Origin of the sequence: Pseudalkalibacillus hwajinpoensis (genome assembly GCF_015234585.1) — a bacterium.
GTDB classification, from domain to species: Bacteria; Bacillota; Bacilli; order Bacillales; family Guptibacillaceae; genus Guptibacillus; species Guptibacillus hwajinpoensis_B.
On sequence record NZ_JADFCM010000008.1, the window covers coordinates 332,271 to 356,269 of the forward strand.

Genomic DNA, 23,999 nt, shown 5'->3' on the forward strand with positions numbered 1-23,999 from the left:
AGGTTTTGGCAAAAGCGATAGAGGGTTTGTTTCTGTTTTCTATCACGTTGTTACTGATCTATGATTATTTTCCAGATATGAGTTTACAAGAAACCTTTCCTTCATCCATTCTACTCCTGCTTATGTTTGGGACTGTTGTTGCATCGTTTCTTTTCAAACGCTTGAGAGAATATACAGTAAAAGAGTTATTTCGGTCTCAGCTGTTTATGATCGTCTATTTGCTGTTCCTGCTAGCTGTTTTGAAATTAGCCGGGGGTGAATCAACTTTAGGCATTTCATTAAGTAATCTCGGGGTCCAGGTTATCGTCATCATGTCACTTCTTCAATTAGTCGTTCTGTGGAAAAAGTTGAAGAAGGAAAGAGAATTTCAGTGAGCCGAATTGCTCAATTAAAAGGATTTTCAATGCTGTTGGTGTTATATAGTGTGGTGTGTCTCATTTTATGTCCGATCCTATTCTTTAACGGCATGTTTCTAATGAATGATGGAGTGGTTTTTAGTAAAGGTGTGGAAAGTAGCCTGCTGGTAAAACTTTATCTTTTATTAATGCTACCGAACGCTTTGATTCTGTTCCTAATTCATAAAAGCTACTCGAAGTCACAGAAAATCCGAGTCATGAATCTGGTCTTCTTCGCAGTCGTAACCTTAGCGTTCGGCTATTTTTCATTAAACTTTCCGTTTGATTACATTCAGCAGTTTGATTAATAAGCGATCAGTATGAAAAAGATCAATAGGAGGACATCGATGAAAAGAGTTCAGATCATCATTGCGATTCCTTCCTGCTTTTTATTGTTATTCTCCCTTCTAACCAGCTATAAAGCGGGATTAATCATCGCGATGGCTGGTCTTTTTGTTGGGCTTATACTAAGGCAAGTTCGCCTGTGGAAATATCGAGCGATTCTCGACCATCCGAGTCGACGGTATAGTAGCGAGGAGAGCTTCGGTGATTCAGAAGAATAGAGCGTTCAGTTGGAGGTTTGAACATGAGTCAAGTGCAAGGAGTGATGTTAGGGCTTGTCATCGGCATTGCGTTAGCGATTGGGTTTGCTCTTGGACAAGAGTGGACGGATAACACGGTTATCAGTATCGTCATCGCTTTAATCGCTGGACTCCTCGCTCGAGTAGTGGGGAAGAATTTGATCAAGAAAATGAAATGAGAAGACTTGAATTGAAAGGAGATGGAAATGAAGGAAAATCACAAGGGGAAGAAACTGCGCAAGATATTAATGGGACTCATTTATGCCGCTCTTTTCATTGGAGCTATTCAATTTTTGTTTGATTCCGATCCATTTAATGATTATATAGGCTGGGGTTTTTTAATAACGTTTTGGTTTATTCGATTGCTTCTTACTGGATTAAAAAATATAGCGGATGGGCGAAAAAATCTTGCGATGTTTAATATCGGTTTGTCTATTATTGCTGGTATCGCCGTCGCTGCCACATGGGTAACTTATTTCTTCGGTATTTAGACTATAGCAACTATTGTCTAATCCATTTTTACTCTTTTTGATTTGGATTCGCTTACAAAAGTTTACACTTTTTCCTTCCGTGGTATTTCATTAAAACAGCATAAAAAACTCACTTAATGAAGAGAGAAGGAGAGAGATCACGTGAATAATCAAAACGGTCAACCAAAACAAACGCAGCCGGAACAGCCTGGTATTGAATCTGAAATGACGCCAATGCCGGATCAACCCCATGATTACATAGGCAGTCACAAATTGGACCAAAAAGTAGCGCTCATTACTGGCGGTGATAGTGGAATCGGTCGCGCGGTTGCGATTGCTTATGCGAAAGAAGGCGCGAATGTTGCGATTAACTATCTTGAGAAAGAACAGAGCGATGCCAATGAGACGAAGAAGTTTGTTGAGAAGGAAGGCGTCAAATGTCTGTTGATTCCGGGGGATGTCTCGGAAGAAAAAGAATGCAAGGATTTAATCGACAAGACGCTCGATCACTTTGGTAAGCTTGATATTCTCGTCAATAACGCGGCGATTCAGTATCCAACGGAAAGCATTGAAGACATTTCCTATGAGCAGTGGGATCAAACGTTTAAAACAAATGTCTATTCTGTGTTTAACATGACGAAGTACGCAGTGCCGCATTTACAAAAAGGAAGCTCGATTATTAACACGACTTCCATTAATCCTTATACAGGAAATAAGGTGTTAATTGACTATACGTCAACAAAAGGTGCGATCGTGGCGTTTACACGCAGTATGGCTGCTAACCTTGTAGACAAAGGCATCCGTGTGAATATGGTGGCACCAGGGCCGATCTGGACACCGCTCATTCCATCTACATTTGACGAAGATTCCGTTGCAGAATTCGGAACGGATAATCCGATGGGACGCCCAGGTCAGCCGTCTGAACTGTTCGGTCCATACGTTTTACTAGCATCTGATGACGGTTCTTACATGACAGGCCAGTGCATTCACGTAAACGGTGGGGACTATATGTCTTCCTAATGCGTTTAGACGGCCCGGCGTTAGGCCGGAAGCTCCGTTTATTGGCCAAAAATGAAATATATTGGCCAAACTGAGATTATATTGGCCAAATTCAAGATATATTGGCTAAAATCACAATTTATTGGCCAAACCGCCTTAACCAAGAAAAGCCGCACACTCATGGATCAGCATTCATGAGCGTGCGGCTTTTTTTAGGCGAAGAAAAGATTGTATTCGGTCAGTTAAAACTCTATAATTGATAATGGATCTCAATTGTGGAGAGTGTCATTGATTCGATCATGTTATAGGGAGGTTTTTCTTTGCTCAAACGCTTCTTTTCTTATTACCGGCCATACAAATGGCTATTTATCCTTGATTTCGTATCCGCCATCATCGTCGGAGTGTTGGAGCTTGCTTTTCCACTTGCGGTGAACCAGGTAATCGATCGGTTACTTCCTGAGGGGAATTGGGGCATTATTCTTCTCGCGTGTGCAGGGTTGCTCCTCATTTACTTAATAAATACAGGCCTGCATTTTATCGTCACCTATTGGGGACATAAGCTCGGGATCAACATTGAAACAGATATGCGTCAGAAGCTGTTTACGCATATGCAAAAGCTATCATTTGGTTACTATGATAATAGTAAAACCGGTCACAGCATTTCAAGACTTACAAAAGATCTCGAAGAAATTGGCGAGGTAGCGCATCATGGCCCAGAGGACGTCTTTGTGGCGGTGATGACGCTGCTTGGTTCATTTGGATTGATGCTGATGATTAACTGGAAGCTTGCCGTTCTTTCCTTTATCGTTATTCCACTTCTTATTATTCTCGCCATCTACTTTAATAAAAAGATGACGAAAACATTCAGACGCATGTTTCAGGATGTTGCTGAAATTAATTCCCGTGTAGAAGATAGCATCGGAGGGATTCGCGTCGTTCAGGCGTTTGCAAATGAACACCATGAACAGGAGAAGTTCCGTCAAAACAATGAGAGCTATCGCTCAACTAAGCTTCAATCGTATAAAATTATGGCGCAAAACGTCATGTCGAACTATTTGTTAATGAGAGTCGTTACGCTATTTACGCTGCTGTTCGGTACCTTTTTCGTTATTTCTGGAGAGCTCACGTATGGTGAGTTCGTTGCGTTTATTTTATTATCAAATATTCTCATCGGACCGATCCAGAAAATTAATGCCGTTATTGAAAGCTATCCGAAAGGGATTGCCGGATTTAAGCGTTATACCGAAATCATTGATACTGATCCTGACATACAGGATTCGGAAGATGCGATTGAAATGGCGCTTAGCGGAGAAATTCGCTATCAAGATGTCTCGTTTGGCTACGAGGGTTACGCGCCTGTATTAAATAAAATCAACTTATCTATACAGCCAGGTGAGACGGTTGCGTTTGTTGGCCCGTCTGGAGCTGGCAAAACAACGCTTTGTAGTTTGCTGCCTCGCTTTTATGAAATTCAGAGTGGTGCGATAACGATTAATGGGATCGATGTGAGAGAATTGAAGTTATCCTCTCTTAGAAGTCAAATTGGGATCGTGCAGCAGGATGTGTTCCTGTTCTCAGGAACGTTTCGCGAGAACATCGCTTATGGGAATCTTTTAGCGGGAGATGAAGAAATTCTTGAAGCAGCGCGGAAAGCAAAGCTAGATGATTTTATTTATAGTCAGCCAGACGGATTGGATACGGTGATTGGTGAAAGAGGTGTGAAGCTTTCTGGTGGTCAGAAACAGAGGCTTGCGATCGCGCGCATGTTCTTGAAAAATCCACCGATTCTTATTTTAGATGAAGCGACTTCTGCCCTCGACACCGAAACGGAAGTAGCGATTCAAAAGTCACTGGAAGAACTAACGGAAGGGCGCACGACGCTTGTGATTGCCCACCGTCTTGCAACAATTAAGAATGCTGATCGAATTATGGTTGTGACGAAGGATGGGATTGCCGAGCAAGGAAACCATGCGGAGCTTATCGAATCCAGCGGTATATACAGCCGTCTGCATAAAGCCCAGTTTGGGTGATGAATGAAACGATTCCTATGGTACGTAGGGATCGTTTTTCTTTTCCAAATCGGGGTCTTATCAATTGTAATGAAAATGCTCGTTTGCTAAAATCTATTGGACTACTAACTGATGCATTGTGCAAGAAAGGTGTTAACATTCATGCTTCATAACCCAACAGGAAAAGAACGGTTTGGTCTCGCGTTACTGCTTGGGATGCTCGGCATTATGGGTCCATTAAATATTGATATGTACCTTCCGAGTTTTCCAGGAATAGCGAGTGATTTAAATGCGAGCGCATCGCTCGTACAGCTTAGTTTAACCACCTGTCTCATTGGACTAGCAGTTGGACAAATTGTGATTGGCCCATATAGTGATGGACAGGGTAGACGTAAGCCATTATTGATATTTATTTTCTTATTTGCCTTATTTTCAATTCTTTGTGCGGTCGCACCTAACATTATTACGCTTGTGATTGCTCGTTTCCTTCAGGGCTTTACAGCTTCAGCGGGTGTTGTGCTCTCACGTGCCGTCGTTCGTGATGTTTTTAGCGGGAGAGAATTAACAAAATTCTTCGCGCTTCTTATGGTTATCAATGCGACAGCGCCAATGATCGCGCCCATTGCGGGAGGGGCGATTTTATTATTGCCGTTTGCGACTTGGAACACGATCTTCTATTTCCTTGGAATTCTTGGACTCATTATCGTGACGGTTATCGGTTTCCGACTACCAGAGACGTTACCGCCTGAGAAACGGCTGCCAAGCACGGTGAAGCAATCAGTGCGAACGATGGGAAGCCTGCTTAAGGACCGCTCCTTTATCGGATATGCGTTAACGATTGGCTTTGTCCACGGCGGTAGCTTTGCTTATGTATCTGGGACTCCATTCGTTTATCAAGGTATTTATAACGTTTCACCTCAAGCCTTCAGTATTCTGTTTGGAATTAACGGACTTGCGATTATTTCTGGTAGCTTCATGATTGGCAGGTTAAGTGCTTATTTTCATGAAAGAAGTCTTCTTCGTACGGCGGTTATTACAGCCGTCACCGCTACATCGTTTCTTCTTCTCATGACGATTATTGAAGGGCCACTCGCAACGCTAGTCATCCCGATCTTTATCTACATGACGGCTATGGGAATGGTACTTACAAGTACATTCACGCTTGCGATGGAAAAGCAGGGCCATCGCGCCGGAAGTGCAAGTGCGGTATTAGGCATGCTGCCGCTGTTATTCGGCTCAATGGTGTCGCCGCTTGTTGGAATTAATGAATCAACTGCGGTTCCAATGGGAGCGATATTGTTTACAACGTCTTCCATTGGTGCAATTCTCTTTTTTACACTTACGAAAAAAAATCAAGTTCAAGCGACTTCCTAATGGGAGTCGTTTTTTTGACATTCTATTGTAAGGATTATATAGTGTATAAAGTGGATAATTATTATCCACTTTAAAAGGGGTGTTTCTATGCAAATGAAAACAGGTGTGGAGCAGGGCGTTTATGCCATCCTCATGCTGACATTTCTACCGGAGAAAGCAGTTCTACCTGGAGAGGTGATTAGCTCTCAACTTGGTGGGTCTCCAACTTACTTTCAGAAAATATTAAGGCATCTCGTTAATGCGGACTTGATTGCATCAGTGCCAGGTAAAAAGGGTGGTTTCAAGCTTAAACAAAAAGCGAGTGATATTCGAATCTATGATGTTTACCTTGCGATCGAAGGAAAGCAATCGCTGTATTCGTCGACGGGACTTTTTCAAGACTTGCTTAACATAGAGGAAAAAGAAGTCGATCTGCTATCGAATTTAATGGATGAAGCAGAAGGCTCCTGGCAGTCTATTTTAAAAAGGGAAACGATTGGGTCGCTTCATGAGGAAATCATGAAAAAGTGTCCCCCTGAAAGTCTTGAACAATTACGAGCTTCGATTTACGAGAAAATGGTTTTATAAACAAGGAGGAGCAATAATGGAAAATCTAAATAAATACTTTGATCTTTTTGATCAATCGAGAACGAGTGACAAAGCAATGGAAGAATTAAACGGGCTTTTCTCAAACGATATGGTGTTCGTGTTAAATGGTCAAAAAAAAGAAAGGATTGAAAATTGGAAGCTCTTTATGGAGCACGTGTTTAGAAATAATCGTGATATTAAACACATGTATGAGGGATGGAAAAAGGTAGAGGGAAGCGATTTGTATGAAACTCCATGGGCTGTTTGTGGCAAGCTCTCCACAGGAAAGGTTTACACTCAGACCGGGAAAGACATCGCGAAATTAAATGAAAACGGGCAGATCACGTATTTAGAGAATGTTCCCGATCAAAAAGATATGTTTCAATCTTATAAAGAGTTATAAAAGTGGAATATACGTGTGACGTGGATTTGGTCATATCTTGTCTAGTAGTAAGTGGAAGCAACCGTCCTTACACGTTATATTTATTCCAAACGCATCGTTCACTAAAAAAGAGGTAAACCAGAGGGCTATTATCACCTCTCTGAATTTACCTCTTTTTTGTTCATTTTAGTAGGGAGAGGAGTCTCCTCTTGTTCGGAATTCGTGTCTTCATCCTTAGAAGCATTCGCTGTCTTGTATCGCTGCTGCTGTCGGTATCCGTATGTTGAGGAAAGAACCACTTCTTCATCTTCAAGGGCGGACCCAAGTGCGCCGATAATAATCGAGATGCTCGTAGCTGTCCACGTAATGTAGAAATAATTATCGTATCCAACGGAACCTGATAATTGCGATTCTAGCAGTCCCATCGGAATAAACGCTATGACCGCTACGGCGAACATAAAAAATAGTATAATATAATAGAAACTAACCGTCACAAGAAGCGTCAGGATCGTTGCTATATTATAGAGGTTTCGAAGATATTTCGCTCGATCCTGTCTTGGTTTTTCCCATAGATTATGAGCTAGGACAAGCCATCCGACCATTAAGCACGAGGAGACAATCATAAGCATAAACATTCTCCATAGACCGTAACTGTTACTTAACTGCCAGAGTGTAGGAAACACGAGAGCATAGGACCCAGTCGCAAAAGCAAAAATAATCACCTTTTTAAAAGCGGGAAAGATCGCCCACGGGCGATTTGCTCTTACCATTCCAGTTAAGATGCGAATGGCCCCACTTAACCGCGACTTTACGATATATCTTACATCAATAGATGTTTCTTCTCCAGGCCTTACCCGCTTGATAGGAGAAAAGCGTTCGAATCCCCCCTTTTTAAAGAGTCTTTTCGACCCTTTTTCCTTTAAGTAGTCGTATTCATCGTTCTCTTTCGTTTGTAATCGTCTCTGCGCTTTTTCTCGATCTTCCTCTGGGCTACCATAGTACATTTCGTTTATTAATTGAAGAATGGATTGCCTTATTCTTTTTACCATAGGGGTCGATCCAAGTCCTGGCAGACTGATGATGGCTACTTTTTTATTTGTAGAAGCTTCTGCCAAAATCGGTTTTCTATCTTGAAAGAATGGTAAGTCTGTTAAACAAACGATGTAGTCCCAATTTTCTTCTTCTTTTCTTTTATAACCTGCTTCTAGAACTTCTTCGGGTTTTTCAGTGACTCCTGTGAGAGGATCAACGGTTGAATCCACATGCCATTCACACTCATCTTCTACATAATAGCGAAGGAGATTAGGCAATTCGCTACTAAATTTTTTACTTAACTTCTCTGGATATCCAGGTGGGGTAACTAATCCAACCGACATCTTAGCTTGACTCACTTTTTCTTCCTCCCACTCCAATTTTATGTAAGTATCTAGAAGAATGAATTCCCTATTTTATCAGAGTAAAACTGTTTCTTATCTGAAGGTCGTAAGTTTAACATTCATCATTGAAATGGTTCCTTATATTTGAAATGATAGAAGGGAATAAATGGAATGAGGAGTGTGCTTGTGAGTAGTACCGTCGATTCAATTGTTACACTAAGCCTGATATACGGCTTTCCTATGATTGCGGTCATAATCAGGTATAAGAAGATGAATGCGAAAGAAAAAAGAGAAGTTCGCGAAAGCTTTGGCACACTAGAGTTTATGTGCACGGTTGGTTTTCTCATAATTGGAGCGTTTCTATTATCAGTTGGCAATGTTTTTGATTTTTTTATTGCAAAAGTAGTGGGGCTAGTCTTTATTGTCCCTGGTGCGATCTTAATGACGATTAGCGTTTGGAAAAGAAGTAAAATGCGAAGTATCATCTTCCTTCTTTTCTTTAGTGTGATGATCTTTCTAGGAACGTGGTTTTAAAGTATTTGAAGCGAGAAACAATAAATAGTGGTGCTTAATTTGGAAATTTGCTTTTACATACGTTGGGCCATCTCCTACAGCTGGAGACGGCCCTTTATTTTATTCACAAACAACCTCTACCCGGCCATACTCATCCACCCAGAGACCAATGACCCAAACTGGAAATCCCCATGATTTAATAACTTGGGTGGAAGCAGCGATATCTGTAAAGTGTTGGCGCTTGCTTACGGGATTGGCAGCACAGTCGAAATGACCAACGACCGCAATAACCTGAGAAGCATGAGCGGTGAGTGAAATGAGCGTGTTTTTTCTTATGCGCTCGATTTCACATCGTGGACCATGGGACAATACGCGATCCATACCTGGCTCTGTAATAAGATCAACGTAATCAAGACAATATTGTGCTTTTAGCCACTGTGTGACAGGAATTTGTGTTCGTCCATCTATGCAGTTTAATGCCGTTCCGAATCGTTTCTCCATATTACACCTGTCTATCATGCGCAATCATTTCATTGCCACATTGTATTTTTTAAAGGGCGGTGGAAAGTGCTCTGGCTGTGGTGAAAGCCATAACCAGGATGGTAAGTTGTTTGCCCGTGATGGTAACCATAGCCCGGATAATAAGTTCCGTGCCCGTGATGATAGCCGTAGCCGGGATTGTAACTGCCATGGCCATGATGATACCCGTAACCAGGATAGTAGCTTCCATGTCCGTGGTGATAATATGGTCGATACACGATCGTTTCCCCCTTAATTAGTTGTACGATAGTGTATGAGAACAAGGATATTATCGTATAGGCATTGGACCGTAAGTGCCTGTGACATATGCTAAAATGGAACTAGAAAACGAGTGGATAAGATGGAAGCGTCCATCACGCTATTTATTTATGAAGGATCGGGATAACATGGATATTCAACTAAACAAAAATCGAATCAAAGAAATGTGTGGGGATCTCTCTTTCAAGAAAGGGGAGGCTTATTACCGTTCAAATAAAGTATCCTTTCAATGCAATCAAAATGATCGGTGTGAGGCCACGGTTCATGGAACGGAAGATTTTTTCGTATCGGTAATCAAGGATCAAAATGGACAGCTTCAAACGGAATGCAGCTGCCCTTCCCTTGCAACTTTCCAAAAAGATTGTCAGCACATTGCGGCTGTCCTCATTGCGATCCAACAGTTTCAGCAAGCACAAGAGGAAAACAAGGCTGATAATAGAGAGCTTACAGAAGACTTCATGACGCTATTTACGAAGGACGGTTCAAAAAAGAGCGGCCATCAACGCTATTTTGAAAAAAGAACGGTGCTTGATGCGGTATTTACATGTAAACCTGTTTCGCTAAACGATCAGGCTATGCTTGGGATAGAAGTAGCGATTGAACAAACAAAAGTGCCTCGCATTCGCGACTTTCTTTCTCATGTGAAAGAGGGGAAGCCTAGTGAAATTTCCGCGAACTTTACTTATGATACAAATCTTCACTGTTTTTCAATTGAAGCAGATGCGATTCTTCATCACCTTATTCGAGTCGCTAGTGATGAGGAGGCCTTTCTAGAATCAGCGCCATACACATCCACCGATCACACGTCGAGAGACACCTTGATCATCTCGCCATCTTCGTGGCTCAGTCTGATCACTTTGTTAACAAAGGCGCCTAACGTTAAACTCCAACATAACGGTCATTCCTTTGAGCGTCTCAACGTGATCGACGGCTCACCACCGATCCGGTTTATCGTAGATGAGTCGGATGCGGACAGTTGCCAAGTCACGATTAAAGGACTCGAACGCATGACCATTTTGAATGCGTATCAATCGATGATCTATCATGGAACGGTCTTTCAATTAGAAGAGAGAGATTTTCATCGAATCGTTGAATTGAAGCAGATGCTCCCGTCACCCGGGACAAATTATATTCCCATTCCTTACACACAGATTGATCATTTTCTTGAAAAAGTTGTACCTGATTTGAAACGAATGGGAAATGTAGAACTTTCGAGAGCCTTCCGTGAAAAATTTATGAGAACACCGTTAAAGGCTAGACTTTACTTAGATCGCATTAGAAATCGTCTGCTAGCGGGGCTTGAATTTCAGTATGAAGAAGTAGTGATTCAGCCGTTAGAGAATCGCGATGTGCCGGGTTCAACCATCATTCGAGATGTTGAGAAGGAAGAAGAAATTCTTGCGATGATGGAAGAGAGCGGATTTTCCAAAACGGACGGTGGCTATTTGATGCAAAATGAAGAGCTTGAGTATGAATTTCTCTACCATACCGTTCCAAAGCTTCAATCGCTGCTTCAGTTATATGCGACGACTGCTGTTCGGAATCGTCTCGTTCGCAAAAAAACATATCCTAAAATCAACGTAAAGGTGAAGAAGCGAGAACGAACAAACTGGTTAGAATTTAAATTTGAAATGGACGGCATATCTGACAATCAAATTCGAGAAATCCTAGCTGCATTAGAAGAAAAGCGGAAATACTATCGTCTTCGAAGTGGATCGCTCTTATCGCTTGAAACGAAGGAAATGGAAGACATTCATCATTTCTTAACGACCGTTCCTCCTCAAGAACAACTGGAGCCATATTTTTCCTTGCCCGTTACGAAAGGCGCAAATTTGATGGATGCGATTGAGCAGAAGAACATTTTTCAAGCAGACCAGTCGTTTCGTGAATTTCTCGATTCCATGCGGCATCCGAGTCGAATGGAATTTGAAGTATCGCCCGAATTAGAAGGGATTTTACGTGATTATCAAATTCAAGGATATGAATGGATGAAAACACTTGCGAGCTATGGATTTGGCGGCGTACTCGCAGATGATATGGGACTCGGAAAAACGCTGCAGAGCATCACCTTTATCGTATCTGAGCTTGCAGCCATTCGTGAACAGAAAAAGCCTGTTCTTATCGTCTGTCCATCATCCCTTACGTATAACTGGTACAATGAAATGAAAAAATTTGCCCCAGAGCTTCAAACGCTGATCATTGATGGCAATCAATCAACACGTGAAAAGCTTCAGCAAACGGTCGAAGGAATGGATGTTATCATCACGTCTTATCCGTTACTTCGTCGCGATGTGAAATGGTATGAAACGAAATCCTTCCACACCGTCTTTTTTGATGAAGCACAGGCTTTCAAAAACCCTTCAACTCAAACCGCACGGGCGGTAAAGAAAATCAACGCCGATCATCGCTTTGGACTCACGGGTACGCCTGTTGAAAATGCGATTGAAGAGCTCTGGTCGATTTATCACGTTGTTTTCCCTGAGCTTTTCAAGGGGATAAAAGCTTACGGGAACTTAACGAAAAAAACGATCGCGAGAAGAGTGCGGCCGTTCTTACTTCGAAGAATGAAAGAGGATGTTTTAGCAGAGCTTCCGGATAAACTCGAATCTCTAGAGTTAACAGATTTATTACCAGAGCAAAAGAAGCTATACGCCGCTTTCCTTGCGAAGTTAAAAACCGATACGCTCAAACACCTTGATCGAGATACGATTAGTAAGAATCGCATCAAAATTTTAGCTGGGTTAACAAGACTGCGCCAAATTTGTTGTCACCCCGCATTGTTCGTTGATGGGTATAAGGGGAGCTCAGCTAAATTCGAGCAGCTGCTTCAAATTGTCGAAGAATCAAGGCGTTCTGGTCGGAGAATATTAATTTTCTCTCAGTTTACGAAAATGCTTCAAATCATTGGGAGGGAGCTAGCCGCTCGTGGACAAAACTTTTTCTATCTTGATGGGGAGACGCCATCTATGGAAAGAGTGGAGAAGTGCAATCGGTTTAACAATGGCGAACGAGATGTCTTCTTGATTTCGTTAAAAGCAGGTGGAACAGGACTGAACTTAACTGGAGCGGATACGGTTGTGCTTTACGATCTTTGGTGGAATCCAGCCGTTGAAGAGCAAGCGGCAGATCGTACACACCGTATTGGTCAAGATAAAGTTGTCAACGTAATGAAGCTAGTAGCCCGCGGCACGATAGAAGAAAAAATGAACGACCTTCAGGAGAAAAAACGCGAGCTCATCGGGGAAATCATTGATTCAGACGAAAAGGCGAACACAAACTTAACGGAAGAAGATATACGAGAAATATTGATGGAGGGATAAATGGAATAAAAACAAAATAATAAACCCCTGCGCACAGCGCGGGGATTTTTTTAGATGGGAATTTATATCTTCCAATTTAGCCTTCACTTATTTTGATTATCCAGGTTTTAGGTTGGCCGACAGAGGGAAGAAAGACGTAAATGCAAGATGGAGGTAAGGGACATGAGCGAAGTAGCGATCAAACAAAACTTACAATGTAACACTGAATATACGGATCTAAAAAAGGTGTTGGTGGTAAAGCCCTCCTTTATGAAAATAACGGAAATTATAAATGAAACACAAAAGCATTATGAAAGAAGCAACATTAACATTCCTAAGGCACTAAAGCAGCACAGTGAATTTGTTGACGTTCTTAAAGAACATTCTGTTGATGTTCATGAATTAGAGGCTAATCCCGAGCTTCCTGAGCAAGTCTTTACGCGAGACATTGGGTTTACGATTGGTCAAGAGCTATTCGTCGCTTCAATGAGTGAACAAGTTCGTCAGCAAGAAACCAATACACTAAAAACATGGCTGAAGGAAAGCTCAATTACTTATCAAGAAGGATTGCCGCTCTCAATGGAAGGGGGCGATGTCGTTATTGATGGCTCGACCGTTTACGTTGGGGAAAGTGGACGAACGTCTAACTTAGCCATTCAAGAACTACAAAAGCGCCTACCTGATTATCAAATTGAACCATTAACGTTAACCGATGATATTCTTCATCTAGATTGTGTGTTCAACATCATTAGTGAAAAGGTTGCGCTCGTCTATCCGCACGCTTTTACTAGTGAGGATTTAAAGAAGTTAAATGCTCGTTTTCATTTGATTTACGTGTCAAAAGAAGAACAGTTTTATATGGGCCCAAATGTTCTTTCGATCGGTCAAGGTAAAGTCGTTAGCCTCTCGCAAAACAAACGTTTAAATCGAGTATTGGAGTCTAAAGGCTTTACCGTACTACCTGTAGACTTCTCTGAAATCATTAAATCAGGAGGTTCGTTTCGGTGCTGTACTCTTCCACTTAAACGAGGTTAAGTCACATAACAGGCTTCGTTTTTAAAGTGAAGTTTTTATTCAAAGGAGAGAAACCTATGCTAAAGACAGAAAGTCGCTTCTTGTTAACAAAGGAAGATATTGAGAATCGTAAAGATCTTCCTGAATGGCTGTTAACTGAATACAAGACGTTCAGTGAGTTAGTCACAGATCCAACATTTCCTTGTTTTTTCGGTAGAACAGCTCAACTTAAAGGGGAGCTGCGCTATTCCTACATTGAACACGATGATTGGGCCAACTTGCCTGACGCGGTGGAAAGCTTTCTTAGCTTATTTCGTGAACCTACGAAAATAAGACATGGATTATTTATTTTTGTAGAGCCGGAAAGGGAAGAAAAGTCGATTGACTACTATCGTTCTTACTTCTGGGACATTCTACAGTATCTACATAACCAGGATCGTATTCCATGGCCAAGTGAAGCACCAAAGGATCCAGAGCACTTTTTATGGGATTTTCACTTCGCGGGAGAGCCGATCTTTACTTTTGGAAACGCACCTGCCTATAAACAACGCAAAACGCGTAACCTTGGCAACAGCCTGATCTTAGGATTTCAGCCTAGAACGATTTTTCAAGGATTGGAAGGAACCGAAAAAGGCGGCATCATGTCGCGTGACAAAGTGCGTGCGCGTGTAGAGAAATGGGATAACCTTCCGAAGCATCCGGATATTAGCCACTTCGGAGATCCTAACCATAATGAATGGAAACAGTCGTTTATCGGGGATGACATAGAGCCAATCGTCGGAAAATGCCCTTTCCTTCATAAAAATAGTTAAGTTGAATGCTAGATGAATATGAAATAAGTAACCTTAACGACACATGAGCCGGCTCATGTGTCGTTTTATTAATAACCTATCATTCTTTTGGAATCCCACGTGGAATAATATGTTAAAATGGTACAAATCAAACGGCTTTAAGAAAAGAGACGTTAGTAATGTAAGGGTTACCAAAGTAAGAACTGAATATAAAGCTCCTGGAAATGGATTGACTATTTTGCGGATTCATTTGGGAGGTACTCAGATGAAGGGTCAAAAGAAAGAGAAGAAGAGTTTCTTTAAAATTCAGAATGAGTATAGACGAAAAATAAGGAAGAAACAGGAAGAACCTTCACCGGTAGCGGAAATGAAAAGCATCATATTAATTTTATTTGCTTTGCTTTTCATGAAATTTTTATATTTATGGATGTAAGCAGAGTAACGAATCATTGCATTAAGATATGAATAGGTGTTCGATTGAATACGAAAATATGGATTTAATCAATGTTCTTTAAAAGAATGTATTCCTGAAATCATACGTACATCGTCATAGAATGGGGGGGCAATTATTGAATTCTTTAAAAATACCACAGTTAGAAACGGAACGCTTGATTCTACGAAAAATCACCGAGGGTGATCTTCAAACTATTTATCAATACGGCTCCAATCCCAATGTATCACAGCATGTAAGCTGGGAAACGCACCAGTCTATAGAGGATACGAAAGGATTCGTTCGAATGATCCTTGACGGTTATCGTCAAAAAAACAAAGCACTATGGGGCATGGAGCTAAAAATTTCTGGTCAGCTTGTCGGTACGATCGATTTTGTAAACATTGAGAGTAAACATCGAAAAGCAGAAATAGGCTATGTACTTGCTGAAGATTGCTGGGGGAAAGGGTATATGACTGAAGCGGCTAAGCAAATCATAGCATATGGATTTAATGAATTAGATTTAGAGCGAATTCAGGCAAGATGTTTTGTCGCGAACGAAGGATCGGCTAGAGTGATGGAAAAGGCGGGCATGACGTTTGAAGGCATTATGAGAAAAGCGATGTTTGCGAAGGGGAAGTTTCATGACTTAAAGATGTATTCGATTCTTTCGGATGAATGGAAAGCTACGCTATAAAAAATCAATGTGAAGGGGCTGCTTTCCATTGAATACTTTTACGATTGTATGCTTAGTTAGTTTACTAGCGGTTTATCTGTGGATTAGCGAGTATTATTTGAAAAGGAATTTAGGTATTAAAAGCAAATGGAGCTGGATGTTTGCGGAGGGTCGTTACAAGATTTCCATGATTATTGATATCGTTTTAGTCGTGGCATTTATTAGTAGTTTTTTAAGTCTTAATATCGATGCTAACAGTGAAAACAAGCCGGTTATGATGAAAATCAGTCCGGTTTTTGCATTGTTTTTCCTCCAACATTTGAATCAAGGGATCGAGGAACGACTGAGAAATTTTAATGATAAAGCTTATTATCATCAATTTCTAAGCTCTTTCATGATTGGACTTTCTTTTCTCATCTTTCTCATTGGACATTCATGATAATTTAGACAGGAGAAGTTCTCTGGAAATATTAAAATCTATCGAAAGAGTGGTCAATAGAATGAGATACTTATGGGTCGTGTTGTTAGCCATGCTGGTCGTCTCGTGTTCAAATTCATCTTCAGGGCATTTACCTGATGGGATTTTAGCCGGAACGAGCGAAAATTGGAATGTTCAATACGATTTCCGTGAGGAGAAAGGGAAAGAGTTGAGAGGAATCACGCTAGAATATATTGGCGATGGTGAAAAGCCTTCTACGAATGTTACATATGCTTTCAGTGGGGAAACAGCTTACGATATTGATTGGCAGAAAACCGGAGAAGTAGAAATGAATAACTCTACGATCGAGATTGAAGATACATTAGGCTGCGTCTACCCGTGTGATGAGCTTCAGCTCGATAAGGGAATCCATACAGTCATCGAGTGGGACGGTCAAACGGAAAAGTTCGTTTTAAAAGGGAACAAGTAACGCCATTATAGAGACATGAAAAAAGGTTGAGGATTATACTCAGCCTTTTTGTTTACGGAAAAGCGAAACGATTCTAAGGTGAACTTCGTATAGTTAGTAAGGGAATACGGAACTTCTTTGTGAGAGGGAGAGGATGATAACAATCGAACTAAGAACAGGATCGCTAAAAGGATGTGAGAGTTGAATGGGGATGGGAGGTTTGTCGATTGCGTTAGTGGCGTTTCTATTCACCGTACTTGGCGCTTTAGTCGTCTTTTCTTTAATCAAATGGATTGTGAAAAAATAGTTGGCTCCATTCATGGTCTTAGAGAATTCAGTGAAACGTATGGAGTAACGCTTAGTGAGAAGCCGATCGGAAAGAAGCATTAACTGTATTGAGGTGATCTCTTGAAACGAATCTTCATTTTTTTCTTTGAAATTGCTGTGTTTGTTTTAATCCTCTGGTCAAATATTCAAGAAGGTATTAAGTTCGATGATTTTACTGGCGTCTTTGTAAATGTAGTTGGCATTGTAGGATTATTTGTTTGTGTAGGTGGGGTTGTGAATGAGCTATGGAAAATAAGAACGAGTGAATGAAAGGATTCCTTCATTAATTTGTTAGTGCAATCATACATATCCAAACCATGTTTCAACTCTATCAAAAGGGGCGAATGGAATGATGTTTAGAACGTTAACACGCTTAGGGAAAGCCAATTTTGCAGCAGGTGTTTTCTTTATCATCGCTGGGGTTATTTTGTTAGCAATAAAGCTAATTGAAGGCAATGCGAAAGAGGATCAATCGATGATCGTAGCCTCCATATCTCTAGGACTAGCGTTGTTTTTCTTATCACTTCTTTCTAGAAAGAAGCAACAGGAATAAACCGATAAGAGAGGGCTAGAGAAAAGTTGAAAATATTTATGAGTTCTATGTTCATGTGTTGTTACTTTAAGATTTGAGGGTGATGTAGTGGAAACATTTTTCCCGAAGGTAATTATAATGATGACGGTTGCTGGATTTGCACTTTATTTCATAAATAAAGCTTTGAGAAAATGGCTTAAGGTTGAAAAGAAACCGATCTTCTCCTATAACCATGTGAATGAACTACATAAGAAATGAGATTGGGGCATTCGGATTAGTTTTATCGTTTTACTGATCCTTAGTTTTGTCGTTCATATTTATCGAGGTTTTCATGATCCTATTTGGTACCTTCAAACACATATTCTTTTGTTTGTTTTTATTATTGCGTCGGAAGCTGTTCGAGTCATTATGGAGAAGAAGTATGCAGCTAATAAAAATGATTATATTTTCACATCGATTCAATTGGCGCTCATCATTATCTTCTTAACATCAATGTTTTCAACAAACTTTTTTGGGTTGTTCACTGCTTAGTATTAGTCGTTTTTTGAAGTGAATAAAAACTAAAAATAGTAGCTGATCAAAGGACTTAGAGTTAAGTCACGAAGGGAGAACACGATGATTCAATTTGAAAAACCGGATGTTGAACAATTCTTTCGAACGTTTGGAATTCAGACATTTGCCGTTAGTCCAGACGAAGAACAGTTGGTGTTCAGTACGAATTTAAATGGAACGTACAATTTGTGGGCTTTGGATCTTCCACACACGTTTCCTTATCCTTTGTCATTTCAGAATCAAAGCTGTCAGGAACTCATTTATGACAAAAGTGGGGCGTATGTTATCGCCGTTATGGATAAAGATGGCGATGAGAATGGACAGATTTATGCTGTTTCCGCTAAAGGCGGACAGGTGAAAACGCTAAGAGAAGCAGAAGGCTTTAGTCATCACATGCCAATCCTATCAAATGATGGGAAGCAGTTATTTTATACTTCGAATAAAGAAGATCAAACGTTCATGAAAAGCTATGCTTACAACCTTGAAACAACTCTGGAGGAGACGATTCTCCATGGAGAAAAAGCGATTACGTTATTGATGGTCAAAAGTCCTGAGGAAAGCAGTTTTCTTTATGGAAGATTCTTTGGAAATACCTATTCACTTCCTTACGTGAAGGTTGGAGAGGAACAGATCTTAGTAACACCTGATCGAAGCCCAGAGCATACATTTGCTGGGGCTGTGTACACTTCGGAAACGGAAATATACCTGCTCACGAACTATCGAGAGGACTTTTCATATCTTGCGAAGTTCGATCTTACAACGAGAGAATTCCAAAAGGTCGTACAGCTTGAAAATGAAGATTTCTCGGATATCCAGTACTGTAGTAAGGATCATCGTCTTTACCTCGTTAGTCAAAAAGGTGTAGTAGATGCTTTCTATGAATATGATCTTCGTGCTGGTGAACTTGAAAAGATTGATGCCCCTGTGAGCATCATCGAAAAAGTGGTTATTGGCGGAAATGGTGGCGTTTATCTTTTAGGGTGTTCGGCAACAATTCCCTTCAATATTTATCAAAAGTCGAATCAGGGCTGGTCACGGTTAACAAACTATAGCGTTCCAGGCGTAGCTAGGGAAGAAATGGTTGAGCCTGAAACGATTACTTATCCTTCTTACGATGGTCTTCAAATAGAAGCTTTGCTTTTCCAGGCAAGGGAAGAAAACGACAATGGACATACGATACTGTGGCCGCATGGAGGTCCACAAGTTGCTGAACGGGCTTCGTTTCGTTCACTCTTTCAATTTTTGCTACATCGTGGCTATAGTATTTTTGCTCCAAACTTTAGAGGCTCATCAGGTTATGGCCTTTCTTTTAAAAGATTAGTAGAAGGCGATTGGGGGTATGGTCCACGCCTCGATAACATTCATGGACTAGAGTGGTTGATTGAGCAAGGCTATGCTGATCGAGAGAAAATCATGCTGATGGGCGGTAGCTATGGAGGGTATATGGCGCTTCTTCTTCATGGCAGGTATCCAGACTATTTTAAAGCGGTAGTGGATATCTTTGGTCCAAGTCATTTATTTAGTTTTGTCGATTCGGTGCCTGAGCATTGGAAGCCTGCGACGAAGCAACTTATTGGAGATCCAGTGAAGGACAAAGCGAAATTAACAGAGGACTCCCCGCACACCTATGTAGAGAAGATGACAAAACCAATGCTGGTGATTCAGGGCGGACAGGATCCTCGCGTGGTGAAAGAAGAATCTGATCTAATTGTAAAAGCTCTGAAAGTAAGAGGAAGAGATGTTGATTATCTTGTGTTAGAAGATGAAGGGCATGGCTTTTCCAAGAAAGAAAACGAAATGGTTGTCTATCGAAAAGTGCTCGCTTTTCTGGATCAATATAGTTGAAGGAAATGATAATGTATTGAATCTTTCACCTTAAGAACTTTCTTATAGAATGGAGTGAACTATTGAAAAGTAAAACAGCTTTTTTAGAAAGCATACAAAGAAAAATCGTTGCTGGCTCGTTCACAATCGTCCTTTTATCTTGTATGAATCTTATCATCTCGTCAGTATTTATAGACTATTCACTCAGGGGTGGGCTCGCAGAGTTTCAATATGATGCTTCGTATATTTACATTATTCTTTTCTATGGTGTAATTTTTTATGGAGTACCGGTTTCACTATTAAGTGACTCGTTGGCTAGATCGATTTCAACTACTATCGATCGAAAAGAAGGGTACATATCGACTATACTGCACATACTAGCTGGCAGCTTAGTAGGATTCGTTAGTTTAATTCCTGCTGTAACGTTTTTGGTGATTGATCGAATATTAGTGAGGAAACCAATTATTCATTTCCGTTTTGGTGCATTAATGTTCACGTCGTTATGTGTGATGACGTATTTCATCGACCTTAGCATTTTCGATGTGTTAGGAATTAGCTGAAGATCTAGAATTATAGAAAAAACTTAGTGTTTTATGAAGTAAGGGGGATGGCATATGACGAAACGTTTATTACTCTTCCTTCTGATTGCATTACTAACTGCATGCAGTGGGGAGTTGAACGGTGAGGAAGCGCCTAAACCAAAAGTGGAAGTGTGGAATCTTGATAAACAAGCGAAAACTGAAATAGCGCACAGCGCAAAAACGGTGTGCTGGAATGATTGTGTCATGGTAACAAAAGCTAATAATGAATCACAGAAAAACCCTGAAATTGTCGATATCGGCAAGCAATCCCTAGGCATCACTTTTGATGAGATGGAGCCAGCGCCATCTACGATCAATCTTATAAATGAAACGACGGGCGAACATATTAAATTGGATTCAAATAATATTACCATTAGTCCATCGACTAATGGTGAAACAGTCTATCGTCTTCATTTCTACTGGAATGGGAAAGGCGGTAAATCTTTAGGAGAATCAACTTATCGGTTTGGTGTAAAAACGAGTAATGATTACCAGGTGAAGTAAAGGTTGGCTAGTAAAAGAAATAAGGTTTTGCACCAAATAAATGCGATTAAGCAAAGGGGAAGAGAATGTCTATGGTATCAGCATGCTTAGGCTGTCAATTGGCAAACAAAATCGAACCGGTACATGTCGTATACGAAGATGATGATGTTTGTTGCTTTTTAGATATTGAGCCGTTTAATGAGGGTCATACGTTAATTGTACCTAAGAAACACGTTTTAGATGTAGAAGAGTTAGATATAAAAACAGCCAATGCGATTATGGTTGCTTCTATGAAAATTTCCCGAGCAATCAAAGCACTTTACGCGCCAGATGGAATCACTGTTTGCCAAAATGGCGGGACTTTCAACGATTTGAGTCATTACCATATGCATGTGATCCCGAGATATGATGGACAAGCTTTCTATCATGAAGAAGAGAGCGAGAATGGTAAGGAAAAAGCTAACTTAGGAGTCACGAAAGAGAAGTTAATGAAACAAATGGAAATGATGTCGTAAAGTGAAAAGTTGGTTTTTCATTAGAAGAACTTAAATGGCACTCCTGTGAGATGATTGAATTTTATTGTTTGTTTTGAAATAATTGGAATTGTATATTAATGAAAAATTTTGTTCAAACCATTGCTACGGATAGGAGGGAAATTCCTGAAAACAGAAAGATGTTATCTCTGCTTATTTTCGGAGAGGGATTATGAGTCTGTTAAAAAGCTTTATGAGAATGAGCATGTGCGAAAATACTTAGGTGGAACGGTGGAGGAAGAGGCGTTTAAGCATCACTTCACACATATGCTTCACGCAAAGAAAGGCCGCTACTGGGCGATCTTTCTAAATGAAAGTCATGCGTTTATCGGTTTTGTTTTTCTTGATTCTTATCATGATTGTGCTCGTACAGAGATTGGATATCAGTTACTACCACAGTACTGGCGGAACGGTTATGCGAGCGAGGTCGTTACTCGTGTGATCGAGCATGGATTTAGTGAATGGCAGCTACAAGAAATCGTCGCTGAGACGCAAACGCGAAATATGGCGTCATGTAAGCTTTTGCGAAAAGTGGGTATGACGTGTGAAGGTCAATTGAAGCGATTTGGTGAAGAACAATCGATGTTTAGACTCTTCAATCCCACCGCGAGCTAGATACATAGTTTGAAATCACCGCAATAGAGGAGCTTACGAAATGAAATGGAATAGAAAAATGGTTACACTGAGCGTGTTCGCTTGTCTGTTGTTGGCTGCGTGTGGAAATAATTCAGCTGGTGAGCAAGCCGAGTCGAATGGCTCGAATGAAATGACTAGTAGTTCGAGTGAAGAGTCCGACGCTTCGATGAATGAAGAAGTAAGCACCGAAACGAGCGATGAAGCTTCTGTGGATGAAGAAGGCGAAGCAACATCTGATGATCCGAGTGACGAGGGTACAGAAGAGAATACGAATGATCATACAGAAGGTGATTCTGAGGAGGAGTCTTCTGAATCGAGCGAGGTCGCTATAACGTCTGGTTCTTCGGCTGTCGATTATTTGAAGCGTGAATTAGAAGCTGATGAAACACAAAACATTGATTTTGAAGATATCGTTTTTAGAGAGATGGGACCGATTCAAACAGATGATGGTGGATCTTATTATACTGTGCAACTTACTTCCAAATCCCTTAAGGAAAAGGGTGGTTCTGGAACGGTAGGGTTGTACAAAGTGTATGAAGATGGAACGTATGAATTGAACTGATCAGTCGTTTGATTTCTAACACGATGAAATTTCTAAGGAAGAGCTTTTCCGGGACGAGGAGAAGCTCTTGTTTTATAATCACAAGCGTTTGTACGGAGGAGGATGAACAGTTAGTGAATCGAAATATTCTCATATGGGATCTCATTTGCTACGTTGTATTTCCAATTGGCATTTGGCACCTGTCTCGAGACATCATTGGTGACTACTATGCTATGCTTATATCAACCATCCCTGGGTTGATATATAGTATCATCCGCTTTATTCTACTGAAGAAAATAAACTTTTTTGGGATTTTTCTCATTGTGACGTTAGCAACGAGTACGTTAGTTGACGTTCTTTCCGGGTCTGCCATTCAAATGCTTTGGAATCGTGTCATCTATTCTTATGCGATGGCACTGATTATGGTTGGAAGTATTGTGATCAATCGGCCGATCTATTTATTGTTTACAGTCGATATTATGGAGCTCCAGGGCAGGAGCCGTCGCATTCTAAAACAGGAGTTTTACCAGAAGAAAATCTTAATGATATTTAAGCTCATCACTTTTGGTTTTGTGTGTAAGAACATCATCGTAGCGTCGATCAATGTTTGGTTGATCTTACAATATGGCGTGGATTCTTTTGATAAAGGCATTCTCTTGAAACAAATAGTCGGTTGGGGGATTACGCTTATTTCGGTCTACGGGTTTTTCCATATTGCCAAATTACTACAATACAAAAGCAACAAAGAAATGGAACAAACGTTATAGCTAAATTGTATGAGAGAAGGCTTCGTAACAGAGGGATAAGAAGAGAGAGGCGGCTAAAAAGTGTACTGGTTTATAGCACTATTTGATGAGAAGACAGAACAGCAGGTGAAAGACATATGGAATGACCTAAGCGAGAAGTCCATTTCTTTCTATGCAGATGAAGTGAAAGATGGTAGGCCACATATTACATTAGGAAGCTATGAAAGCTTAGATAAAAAGAAGTTCATAGACGAAGTGGATGCCTATTATAATGAAAAAGTAGGGATTGAGATTACATTTAATACAATCGGATCTTTCCTGGATTATGGGGCAATCTTTCTAACGCCTACGGTGACGCAAGAATTGCTTACGTTTCATTCGGATCATTATCAAAACCTTGGCGAATTCAATGAAACAGCTAACTCTTTATATTTACCTGGGAAGTGGATTCCTCACTGTACGTTAGCTAATGATCTTTCGCATGCAGATTTAGCGAAGGTCTATCACTATTGTATTGAACGGAATGATACGATCTATAGCAGAATTGAAGAAGTGGCACTGATCGAATTGGTTGAAGAAGATGAGGACGGAATGAACGCGCCGATTATTTACTCCAAAAGGTTAAAATGATGAACTTCTATGAAAATCATAAGAAAAAGCAGGTCACACTAAAAGGATGTGAA

Annotated in this window: 31 protein-coding genes and 1 pseudogene; 30 read left to right on the forward strand and 2 right to left on the reverse strand. The window is 40.6% G+C overall.

Features of this window, described 5'->3' with window-relative positions; genetic code table 11:
* Positions 1 to 5 precede the first annotated feature (5 nt).
* The 10 genes from IQ283_RS13325 to IQ283_RS13370 all read left to right on the forward strand — a co-directional run bounded on the left by IQ283_RS13325 (position 6) and on the right by IQ283_RS13370 (position 6,798).
* Positions 6 to 374, forward strand: coding sequence for a hypothetical protein (locus IQ283_RS13325; protein WP_194220628.1), 369 nt, complete (start codon positions 6 to 8; stop codon positions 372 to 374).
* Complete coding sequence (locus IQ283_RS13330; RefSeq protein WP_194220629.1) at positions 371 to 703, forward strand: hypothetical protein; 333 nt, start codon at positions 371 to 373, stop codon at positions 701 to 703. The genes IQ283_RS13325 and IQ283_RS13330 overlap by 4 nt, the downstream gene beginning before the upstream one ends.
* Positions 704 to 742: 39 nt before the next feature.
* Positions 743 to 958: a hypothetical protein gene (locus IQ283_RS13335; protein ID WP_194220630.1), complete on the forward strand. Its 216-nt coding sequence runs from the start codon at positions 743 to 745 to the stop codon at positions 956 to 958.
* 23 nt (positions 959 to 981) lie between these two features.
* Positions 982 to 1,155: a hypothetical protein gene (locus IQ283_RS13340; RefSeq protein ID WP_194220631.1), complete on the forward strand. Its 174-nt coding sequence runs from the start codon at positions 982 to 984 to the stop codon at positions 1,153 to 1,155.
* A 27-nt stretch (positions 1,156 to 1,182) separates the two neighbouring features.
* On the forward strand, positions 1,183 to 1,467 hold the full coding sequence (locus IQ283_RS13345; protein ID WP_194220632.1) for a hypothetical protein: 285 nt from the start codon (positions 1,183 to 1,185) through the stop codon (positions 1,465 to 1,467).
* Positions 1,468 to 1,608: 141 nt separating this feature from the next.
* Positions 1,609 to 2,466 carry an SDR family oxidoreductase gene (locus tag IQ283_RS13350; protein WP_194220633.1) on the forward strand — a complete coding sequence of 286 codons (858 nt, stop codon included), beginning with the start codon at positions 1,609 to 1,611 and terminating at the stop codon, positions 2,464 to 2,466.
* 299 nt (positions 2,467 to 2,765) lie between these two features.
* Complete coding sequence (locus IQ283_RS13355) at positions 2,766 to 4,475, forward strand: ABC transporter ATP-binding protein (protein WP_194220634.1); 1,710 nt, start codon at positions 2,766 to 2,768, stop codon at positions 4,473 to 4,475.
* A 141-nt stretch (positions 4,476 to 4,616) separates the two neighbouring features.
* Positions 4,617 to 5,828 carry a Bcr/CflA family efflux MFS transporter gene (locus IQ283_RS13360; RefSeq protein WP_194220635.1) on the forward strand — a complete coding sequence of 404 codons (1,212 nt, stop codon included), beginning with the start codon at positions 4,617 to 4,619 and terminating at the stop codon, positions 5,826 to 5,828.
* 87 nt (positions 5,829 to 5,915) lie between these two features.
* Positions 5,916 to 6,395, forward strand: a complete 480-nt coding sequence (locus IQ283_RS13365) for an RrF2 family transcriptional regulator (RefSeq protein WP_194220636.1) — start codon at positions 5,916 to 5,918, stop codon at positions 6,393 to 6,395.
* Between the two features lie 16 nt (positions 6,396 to 6,411).
* On the forward strand, positions 6,412 to 6,798 hold the full coding sequence (locus tag IQ283_RS13370) for a nuclear transport factor 2 family protein (protein ID WP_194220637.1): 387 nt from the start codon (positions 6,412 to 6,414) through the stop codon (positions 6,796 to 6,798).
* Positions 6,799 to 6,929: 131 nt separating this feature from the next.
* Here the strand turns inward: IQ283_RS13370 and IQ283_RS13375 are convergent, their stop codons facing one another.
* Positions 6,930 to 8,168 (reverse strand): hypothetical protein, encoded by a 1,239-nt coding sequence (locus tag IQ283_RS13375; protein ID WP_194220638.1) that lies wholly within the window; start codon positions 8,166 to 8,168, stop codon positions 6,930 to 6,932.
* Positions 8,169 to 8,339: 171 nt separating this feature from the next.
* Here IQ283_RS13375 and IQ283_RS13380 point away from each other — a divergent pair, with 171 nt between their 5' ends.
* Positions 8,340 to 8,687: a hypothetical protein gene (locus IQ283_RS13380; RefSeq protein WP_194220639.1), complete on the forward strand. Its 348-nt coding sequence runs from the start codon at positions 8,340 to 8,342 to the stop codon at positions 8,685 to 8,687.
* A gap of 99 nt (positions 8,688 to 8,786) precedes the next feature.
* Here the strand turns inward: IQ283_RS13380 and IQ283_RS13385 are convergent, their stop codons facing one another.
* Positions 8,787 to 9,167 (reverse strand): carbonic anhydrase, encoded by a 381-nt coding sequence (locus IQ283_RS13385; protein WP_194220640.1) that lies wholly within the window; start codon positions 9,165 to 9,167, stop codon positions 8,787 to 8,789.
* A gap of 425 nt (positions 9,168 to 9,592) precedes the next feature.
* Here IQ283_RS13385 and IQ283_RS13390 point away from each other — a divergent pair, with 425 nt between their 5' ends.
* The 19 genes and pseudogenes from IQ283_RS13390 (at position 9,593) to IQ283_RS13485 (ending at position 23,946) form a co-directional block, all read left to right on the forward strand.
* Positions 9,593 to 12,784 (forward strand): DEAD/DEAH box helicase, encoded by a 3,192-nt coding sequence (locus IQ283_RS13390; RefSeq protein WP_194222226.1) that lies wholly within the window; start codon positions 9,593 to 9,595, stop codon positions 12,782 to 12,784.
* 162 nt (positions 12,785 to 12,946) lie between these two features.
* Positions 12,947 to 13,798 carry a dimethylarginine dimethylaminohydrolase family protein gene (locus tag IQ283_RS13395; RefSeq protein ID WP_194220641.1) on the forward strand — a complete coding sequence of 284 codons (852 nt, stop codon included), beginning with the start codon at positions 12,947 to 12,949 and terminating at the stop codon, positions 13,796 to 13,798.
* 56 nt (positions 13,799 to 13,854) lie between these two features.
* Positions 13,855 to 14,589: a YqcI/YcgG family protein gene (locus IQ283_RS13400; RefSeq protein WP_194220642.1), complete on the forward strand. Its 735-nt coding sequence runs from the start codon at positions 13,855 to 13,857 to the stop codon at positions 14,587 to 14,589.
* Positions 14,590 to 14,833: 244 nt separating this feature from the next.
* Positions 14,834 to 15,001 (forward strand): hypothetical protein, encoded by a 168-nt coding sequence (locus tag IQ283_RS13405; RefSeq protein ID WP_194220643.1) that lies wholly within the window; start codon positions 14,834 to 14,836, stop codon positions 14,999 to 15,001.
* 136 nt (positions 15,002 to 15,137) lie between these two features.
* On the forward strand, positions 15,138 to 15,695 hold the full coding sequence (locus IQ283_RS13410; RefSeq protein ID WP_322098387.1) for a GNAT family protein: 558 nt from the start codon (positions 15,138 to 15,140) through the stop codon (positions 15,693 to 15,695).
* A gap of 28 nt (positions 15,696 to 15,723) precedes the next feature.
* On the forward strand, positions 15,724 to 16,113 hold the full coding sequence (locus IQ283_RS13415) for a DUF4181 domain-containing protein (protein ID WP_194220645.1): 390 nt from the start codon (positions 15,724 to 15,726) through the stop codon (positions 16,111 to 16,113).
* Between the two features lie 61 nt (positions 16,114 to 16,174).
* Entirely contained in the window at positions 16,175 to 16,582 is a 408-nt protein-coding gene (locus IQ283_RS13420) for a hypothetical protein (protein WP_194220646.1), read from the forward strand.
* Between the two features lie 180 nt (positions 16,583 to 16,762).
* Complete coding sequence (locus IQ283_RS13425) at positions 16,763 to 16,951, forward strand: hypothetical protein (protein WP_194220647.1); 189 nt, start codon at positions 16,763 to 16,765, stop codon at positions 16,949 to 16,951.
* An 18-nt stretch (positions 16,952 to 16,969) separates the two neighbouring features.
* Complete coding sequence (locus IQ283_RS13430) at positions 16,970 to 17,158, forward strand: hypothetical protein (RefSeq protein ID WP_194220648.1); 189 nt, start codon at positions 16,970 to 16,972, stop codon at positions 17,156 to 17,158.
* Positions 17,159 to 17,237: 79 nt separating this feature from the next.
* Positions 17,238 to 17,441 (forward strand): hypothetical protein, encoded by a 204-nt coding sequence (locus IQ283_RS13435; protein WP_194220649.1) that lies wholly within the window; start codon positions 17,238 to 17,240, stop codon positions 17,439 to 17,441.
* 120 nt (positions 17,442 to 17,561) lie between these two features.
* Positions 17,562 to 17,951 (forward strand): annotated as a pseudogene (locus IQ283_RS13445) (DUF4181 domain-containing protein).
* Positions 17,952 to 18,035: 84 nt separating this feature from the next.
* On the forward strand, positions 18,036 to 19,817 hold the full coding sequence (locus IQ283_RS13450; protein ID WP_194220651.1) for a S9 family peptidase: 1,782 nt from the start codon (positions 18,036 to 18,038) through the stop codon (positions 19,815 to 19,817).
* A 62-nt stretch (positions 19,818 to 19,879) separates the two neighbouring features.
* On the forward strand, positions 19,880 to 20,356 hold the full coding sequence (locus IQ283_RS13455; RefSeq protein WP_194220652.1) for a hypothetical protein: 477 nt from the start codon (positions 19,880 to 19,882) through the stop codon (positions 20,354 to 20,356).
* Between the two features lie 54 nt (positions 20,357 to 20,410).
* Positions 20,411 to 20,881, forward strand: coding sequence for a hypothetical protein (locus IQ283_RS13460; protein WP_194220653.1), 471 nt, complete (start codon positions 20,411 to 20,413; stop codon positions 20,879 to 20,881).
* A gap of 65 nt (positions 20,882 to 20,946) precedes the next feature.
* On the forward strand, positions 20,947 to 21,375 hold the full coding sequence (locus tag IQ283_RS13465) for an HIT family protein (protein ID WP_194220654.1): 429 nt from the start codon (positions 20,947 to 20,949) through the stop codon (positions 21,373 to 21,375).
* Positions 21,376 to 21,495: 120 nt separating this feature from the next.
* Positions 21,496 to 22,008, forward strand: a complete 513-nt coding sequence (locus IQ283_RS13470) for a GNAT family N-acetyltransferase (protein ID WP_242057345.1) — start codon at positions 21,496 to 21,498, stop codon at positions 22,006 to 22,008.
* A gap of 40 nt (positions 22,009 to 22,048) precedes the next feature.
* The gene (locus tag IQ283_RS13475) at positions 22,049 to 22,591 is read left to right on the forward strand and encodes a hypothetical protein (protein WP_194220655.1); all 543 of its coding nucleotides are present in this window, start codon (positions 22,049 to 22,051) and stop codon (positions 22,589 to 22,591) included.
* Positions 22,592 to 22,704: 113 nt separating this feature from the next.
* Positions 22,705 to 23,337 carry a VC0807 family protein gene (locus IQ283_RS13480; RefSeq protein WP_194220656.1) on the forward strand — a complete coding sequence of 211 codons (633 nt, stop codon included), beginning with the start codon at positions 22,705 to 22,707 and terminating at the stop codon, positions 23,335 to 23,337.
* A 60-nt stretch (positions 23,338 to 23,397) separates the two neighbouring features.
* Positions 23,398 to 23,946 carry a 2'-5' RNA ligase family protein gene (locus tag IQ283_RS13485; RefSeq protein WP_194220657.1) on the forward strand — a complete coding sequence of 183 codons (549 nt, stop codon included), beginning with the start codon at positions 23,398 to 23,400 and terminating at the stop codon, positions 23,944 to 23,946.
* Positions 23,947 to 23,999: the final 53 nt, after the last annotated feature.